Source organism: Paenibacillus sp. 01T422 (assembly GCF_056398785.1).
Genome location: NZ_JBFTQB010000327.1, coordinates 1 through 6,416, shown reverse-complemented (window position 1 = coordinate 6,416; position 6,416 = coordinate 1). Strand labels below are relative to the sequence as shown.

The following is a 6,416-nucleotide window of genomic DNA, read 5'->3' as shown; positions in this document are numbered from 1 at the left end:
ACTGAGCAACGTGGACAAAATCACGGTGATCTCCCAAGACGGCGCAACATCCGGCGTGAACAAGATAACAGGCGATATTGTCAAAATGATCGCCCAAGTGCCTGAAATTACTCAGACATTAACAGGCCAGAGTGTGACAGAGCTTGCACGTGCCTTCCTTGGCAAGGACATTGCGGCTAATTTGAATAAAGAAACAGAATAAATCTAATCGATTGTCCTTGGCCCCTAGGGCTGAGGGCATTTTTTATAAGCGTAAAAGGTCGAATTGCTATACAATAGGGACTAAGTTTAGAGTGAAATGAGGCATCCATCATGGTTATTTACCAAAGGTTTCTGCGAGATTTGATCCGCAACTATATCATAGGCTCGGGGATTGCTGTTGTTGTGGTTGGCGGGGTCATTATTTCAACGACATTATCAATTTCGAATGCAGAAATGGTGCGCATTTTCTTCATTATGACCATTTCCCTTGGTGTAATGATGCTGGCGGAGCTGCTGGTGTTTCGCCGGCACATGCAGCCCATTCGGGCTCTGCTGGAACAGGAGTCCCCTGATTTAGCGGCCATTCGGGACGCTTATTTGCAAACTCACCGCTTTCCAGCGCTCTCCGTGAAACGAATTCTGGGTCCGCATTTCCTTGGCCTATCGATCCCAGCCATGACGATGGCGTCCATCGGGATTGCGACGGGTTGGCTTTCACTGCCGGCCTATTACATTGGGCTTGCCGGAATCGGTGCTGTGCTTGTGGCTAGCATGCATGCTTTGCTTGAGTTTTTCACGACAGCCCAGGCGATCAGGCCGGTACTTATACATATACGTGAGGTAGGTCAGCGCCTTTACGGCAAGGATGTCTCTTTGGATGGTCGCGTAATTGTTTCCATTCAGCGTAAATTCCAGCTGAGCGCGTTCCTGATTGGAACGATGCCGCTGTTTCTCTTCAGCTTAGCGACGCAAATTCGTCTTATTTCGCAATCGTCTGATTTTATGGTGGATTATTGGAAATGGGCGGGCATCATTTTGCTGCTGGGAGTGGGATTCTCGTCACTTGGGGCACGCATGCTGGCTAGAGATATTCAACAGCCTATCGGGGACTTGTACCGGGCGATGAAGGAAGTGCAATCCGGGGACTTGCAGGTTAGGGCTTCGGATTTATATTCGGATGAATTTTCAAGATTGGTTGCGGGCTTTAATCATATGGTCAAAGGGCTTGAAGCGCGCGAGAGCATGAATAATCAGCTACTGCAGAGCTATTATTCCACCTTAGCTGCTGCCCTTGATGCCAGGGATGCTTATACGGCGGGGCATTCCACACGCGTCGCGCAGTACTCCCTTCTGATTGGGAAAGCTGTGGCTTTAAGCGATCAGGAACTTGATCTATTGAAGAAAACAGCGCTGCTGCATGACATAGGGAAGATAGGCGTGCGTGACAATGTACTGCTGAAGGAAGGCCGGTTGACGGATGAGGAGTTTGAGAAAATCAAACTGCATCCGGTGCTGGGCGAATCGATTCTGAAGCAAATTGAGCCAGCGGAGGCGATGGCGCCGCTGCTTCCAGGCGTGCGCTCGCACCACGAGCGCTATGACGGCAAGGGATATCCGGACGGCCTGAAAGGCCAGGAAATCCCGGAATTCGGTCGCATCATAGCGGTAGCCGATGCGTTCGATGCTATGACCTCCGATCGTCCTTATCGGAAGGGGATGGCTGTCGAGAAGGCGATGGCCATTCTCGCGGAGGGCAAGGGGACGCAGTGGGATCCCCGATATGCGCAGATGTTTATTGATGTGTTCATGAGCACGCACCCTATGAAAACGACTTCAAATGTAAGCTGATCGCATGAAACAGCAAATACATAAATAATAGAGCCCGCTAGCAGCTAGCTGCGTGAAAGTTCTATTATTTATGCAATCAATGACGATTAGTTAATGACCGGATAGCCTAGGAATTCGGCAATCTTATCAAGTAATCGTTGCTGTGCACTCATTTTTTGAAACATGACATCGTACTTCTTGTTTAGTTCTTCTTCCATTTCAGACTGTTTATCGTTGGTGTGTTCTATCATCGTAGTCACATTCTGAGTAAGAATTTGGATCGCCTGACGGAGTTCAGTGACTTCATCAGAAATGACGTCATCTCGTTTCATGAGAGACCCTGCAGCCTCTTTCAGTTCTGTAACTTCCCCGGCAAAACCTTCGAACTGCTGGTTCAGTAACTCCGTTGTGGCAATAAGTAGCTCACCTTTGATATCTTGCTCGGAAGCTGCTTTGATCTGTTGCTGGATGATATGAATCACATTCTGAAGTCCCTTTACTTTAATAGAAGCCCCTTCAAATTGCCTGTGCAGGAGTTCAATTGTTGTAGCAACCTCACTTCGAATGTCCTGTTCAATTAGCTCAGCTATCTTACTAACGAGAATCTGATTGATGCTGCTCAGCTCCGTTACTTCTTCCGTAAGGGCATCACAGCGGTTGCCTAGCTTCTGTACTTCTTCCGAAACTCCCTCGAATTGTGGGTTCAGCAGCTCCGTTGCAGCGGAAAGTATGTCACCTTTGAGATCCGTCTCGGAAACCTCGGGTTGTGCTTGTGCTTGTGCGAGACTCTTGATTTCATTGCGCAGATCGGCTATTTCATCCGAAACACTCTGATATTGCGTATTTAATGCTTCAACTGTTGTTATCAAATTTTCTTCACTGCTTGTTTGTTCTGGCGTTTTTATGACCTTCTGCATGAGAGAATGGACGATGGCGCTTAGCTCTGTGAATTTATGCGTTAACAGGTCGAATTGAAAGTTGGAGTGATCCATAACAGGGGAGGAAGCTTTGCCTGCCGCAATTGAAGCTATATTAGCCTTTTGAGCAAGGTTATCGGCGTAGTCCTTTAACTTCTCTGGTGTTTTATTCGATTCTATTTTTTGCTTCAGAAGCTGTACCGAATTACGTAATTCGATAGTTTCATTGCTAAATTGCGGGTTCGTGTTGTTAACAGCTTGCGGAGGTAAATTGGAACTAGTAAGAGTAGGGGACGCTGGAGACGTTGAGTGTATTTCTTTGGGAGTTGCGACAGTTTCCTTCTCACGCATTTCCTGTAACTGTTCTTTGATTAATTTAAGTGGCTTATTGGCATCCTTCATTTTGGCAATAGCCCGAAACATTTCGATAGCTTCTTCTGTGTACCTGAGTGATCCGTCAACAGCCACGATCGGAAGAAATTCGCGAAAGTGATTTGACCATTCGATTACGGATGCACGTGGTTTTCCGATTTTGCCAGCGATTTCGGTGAGCTTATATGATCTTTTCATTGTCCTTTATCGTCATCCCTTCGTCCTTAAGTTCTTTAGGCTTAGGTATTTAGCTGTAATATTGTATTCAGGACATGAAGCAAATGATAATGAAAAAAAGGGACCATTCCCAGTAACTGGAGAATGGTCCCTTGATCTGTTTATTCAATCGACGGCGCATGCACATCCGTCTCTGGTGCTAAATATCGGCCAACCTTATCAATCCATTCCTCGACGTAATGATCTGTGGCCCACTGCGCCATGACAAGCTGCTCGCCGGGGAGCAGATCAAGCATAAGCTGCGGATCATTGCCTGGTGCCTGACCGTAGGGATAGAACTTCAGCTTGCCGCCTTCAAAGATGACGAGCATATCGTTCATTGGTGAAGTCAGAGCGTCGGTCGCTTGCGGCCAAGAGTTCTGAATCCCGTTCCAGTTGCAGCATAGATCGTCGTGGTTGACGACTTTATCGGGCAACTCTCGCGGGAAGTCATGCAGCGCGTAGCTGTCTGGTGCTGCCGCAGCGGTCGTAACACGCGGTGTTTCGGCGACCTTGCCAACCCAGTGGCCCGGTTCGCGCTGAACGGTCCAGCTTTGGCCAGATACCTCGCCGTGCAAACTGCTCGATATACTTCCGAGCACGCCGCTGATATTCGTGTTAGTGCCATAGACATCGGCGATAGACACATGATTCTTGTCCACCGGCTTGTTATAGAATTGCACGGTGTGCCCTTCTTTTAATTGCGGCAGGGTGCGGACCCAGATGCGATCCGCCTGATAGGGCGCGCCGCCTCGCAAGGTCTGTTCCGACTCGGCAATAGACACATACTGATTGCCTGCAAATAGCAGGGTTTCTGTCCGATTGAGCTGCTCGGTTTCCAGATCTGGGAAAGCCTCCGGCTTCACGGGTTGATCCGCCAAGTGTGCGGATAAATAGTGGAACTCATCCGTTTTGGTTCGATGGACCAGCGAATCGATTTTCCAGAAGTTTTGCTTATAAGGCATCAGAATCCCCGTGCCTTCGGACGTTTTCTGCAGCTTCCCGCGAACTGGTGCGATCAGCATTGTGCGATAGGTACTATAGCGCATGGCTTTCAGTGCACGCCCCGGCTCATTGGCAGGTTCATGCTCCGTTCTTAAGCCAATCAGCAGAGCCGTGGTAATCGGCGCAGGAGAGAGGCTTAAGGACGCTGCTGTTGCTGTGACCGCTGCATCTGTCGCAGGTGCGGCATCACTTTGGGTATGTAGCGTATTCCAAGGGAAAAGCAAGATTGCGGCCACGACCGCGCCGACGCCTGCGAAGCAAAGCACGGGCTTGATCCTTGGCTTCGATCGTTCTTTGCGCTCAACCGCTTCTTCAATGTCACGCTGAAGCTTGGAAGTAAAGCCGGGGCGTTCAAGCGGTCCTGATTCCAATTGTTTGCGTAAATCATCCGGATCAGGATTGTTCAAGAGCCTCACGCTCCTTCAATTTGACCACCTTAAGTCTGGCGTGATGAAGCCGTGATTTAACGGTTCCCTCCGAAATATTAAGAATAGACGCCATTTCTTTCGTTGAGAGCTGATGGTGGGCATGCAAAATTAGAATTTCCCTATATTTCGGAGGAAGGGAAATGACTTTTTTCCAAATGTCGCTAGCATATAATTTCTCCATCGCTTCTGTTTCGGCGGAGCTCGATGTGCCTGCAGATTGAATGAATCCAACAAGCGTAACTTTGCGCCAGAAAGCTTTGCGTAAATAGTCATAAGTTGTATTGCGTGTAATCGTAAGAAGCCAGGTTTTAACCGAAGCCTCGCCGCGGAATGTAGTAAGATTGCGATAAACTTTTAGGAAGGCATCTTGGGCAATATCATCAGCTAAATCTGCATTGCGGCAAATGCTGAAGGCATAATTCCAAACGTCATTTCCATAGGTCTCCATCAAATTGCGAAGAATTGCTTTCTGATCTGTCGTTTCAGATACGTACTTTAAATACTCAAATACATGGACACCGGTCGTCTCCATTCTCTCACCTCTCTGAATTAGACGCTTGCAAGGTAGAAAAAGTTCGCAAAACGCCCAAAAAATTTTACGGCACAATCCCATGCCTATATAATTCGAAAGGTTATGGCCGCAAGAGTCGGAGAATGAAGTTAAATTTGGAGAAAGAGAGAGATAGGTCGGAATCTAGAGGAGATTTGCGCTGGGGAAGAGAATGGTTCCTTTATATAAAATATCGGACGCTGTTCATCCGCCGGGCTGAAACGGCTGAAGGGTTCCGTCGTGTTGTTCAGCCGTTTAAAGTGCAGAATTAGCGTGTTGGCGCTCGATTTTACCGACTGTAATAGCTTTGTAACGCCAAAAAGTTTCATGAATGAGCGCAGCTTCCTCTTCATTTAGATACTGAACAAGAACCGTAACTCCGGGGAATTTATGCTTCTGATGAGAGAGGCGATGTTTGGATTTGATGATGAGTCCGATGCCAAACCCAAGCAGGAAGCCGCCAAAACCGTAGATAAGTCCCCAAATTATAGGACCCCATTCTAAGATGAAGCCTAGGCTGATCCCCAAGACACTGCAGGCTGTTGCGCTGGCAAAGCCAATTTCAATGGATTTAGCGGTATGATCAAAGCGTTGATCAACAATGGATAATGATTTATCCGCATGGGCATCCATGAGGACAGGGCGAATACGGCTCGGATGAATACCTCTGTGCTCCAGCATGCTTAAAGCTTGCTCCAGCTCCGTGCAATGCTCAAACGTGCCTATCATCCATGAGAGCCATAAGCGCTTCATAGAAGTGAGAAAAGGTGAGATAAATCCACCACCATAGAATTCCATAAAAGCCAAGCCAAATGTGCTTGTTATAAAGCTGCCCAAGACCAGGAAAAAGAAACGAACAATAGGCGGCGATGAGCGGTCTCTTTTTCTCAAGAAACTGGAAATCGCAAAGAAATAGATAAACATATAACCGAATAGCCACTGAGGATGCAAAACTTGCTTCGCCATCGCGAAATTGCCGCTAAACGAATACAAGGAAGCCGACCACCAGGCAATCATATAGGGGTTGCGTCGCTGGGCATAGATAATATCGAACCTTCTGACAGCAGCCATTGTCCATCTGGGAGTGGAATGTGTTGGCAAAGGAAACCCGTCCTCTTC

Annotated in this window: 6 protein-coding genes and 1 pseudogene; 3 read left to right on the top strand and 4 right to left on the bottom strand. The window is 47.8% G+C overall.

The window, feature by feature from the left end; genetic code table 11:
• Together AC1DUA_RS18760 and AC1DUA_RS18755 are read left to right on the top strand one after the other, a co-directional pair.
• Nucleotides 1-202 (top strand): annotated as a pseudogene (locus tag AC1DUA_RS18760) (hypothetical protein); the annotation flags it as partial.
• Nucleotides 203-312: 110 nt separating this feature from the next.
• Nucleotides 313-1,830 (top strand): HD domain-containing phosphohydrolase, encoded by a 1,518-nt coding sequence (locus AC1DUA_RS18755; RefSeq protein WP_477501216.1) that lies wholly within the window; start codon nt 313-315, stop codon nt 1,828-1,830.
• 86 nt (nt 1,831-1,916) lie between these two features.
• On the opposite strand, the gene AC1DUA_RS18750 is transcribed toward AC1DUA_RS18755, so the two are convergent.
• The 3 genes from AC1DUA_RS18750 to AC1DUA_RS18740 all read right to left on the bottom strand — a co-directional run bounded on the left by AC1DUA_RS18750 (nt 1,917) and on the right by AC1DUA_RS18740 (nt 5,279).
• The gene (locus AC1DUA_RS18750) at nt 1,917-3,296 is read right to left on the bottom strand and encodes a hypothetical protein (protein ID WP_477501215.1); all 1,380 of its coding nucleotides are present in this window, start codon (nt 3,294-3,296) and stop codon (nt 1,917-1,919) included.
• Nucleotides 3,297-3,436: 140 nt separating this feature from the next.
• Nucleotides 3,437-4,726, bottom strand: coding sequence for a hypothetical protein (locus AC1DUA_RS18745; RefSeq protein ID WP_477501214.1), 1,290 nt, complete (start codon nt 4,724-4,726; stop codon nt 3,437-3,439).
• Nucleotides 4,713-5,279 carry an RNA polymerase sigma factor gene (locus tag AC1DUA_RS18740; RefSeq protein ID WP_477501213.1) on the bottom strand — a complete coding sequence of 189 codons (567 nt, stop codon included), beginning with the start codon at nt 5,277-5,279 and terminating at the stop codon, nt 4,713-4,715. The genes AC1DUA_RS18745 and AC1DUA_RS18740 overlap by 14 nt, the downstream gene beginning before the upstream one ends.
• 122 nt (nt 5,280-5,401) lie before the next feature.
• Here AC1DUA_RS18740 and AC1DUA_RS18735 point away from each other — a divergent pair, with 122 nt between their 5' ends.
• Entirely contained in the window at nt 5,402-5,569 is a 168-nt protein-coding gene (locus AC1DUA_RS18735) for a hypothetical protein (protein WP_477501212.1), read from the top strand.
• Here the strand turns inward: AC1DUA_RS18735 and AC1DUA_RS18730 are convergent.
• The coding region (locus tag AC1DUA_RS18730; RefSeq protein ID WP_477501211.1) for a hypothetical protein at nt 5,553-6,416 on the bottom strand (864 nt) is incomplete at its 5' end. The genes AC1DUA_RS18735 and AC1DUA_RS18730 overlap by 17 nt on opposite strands.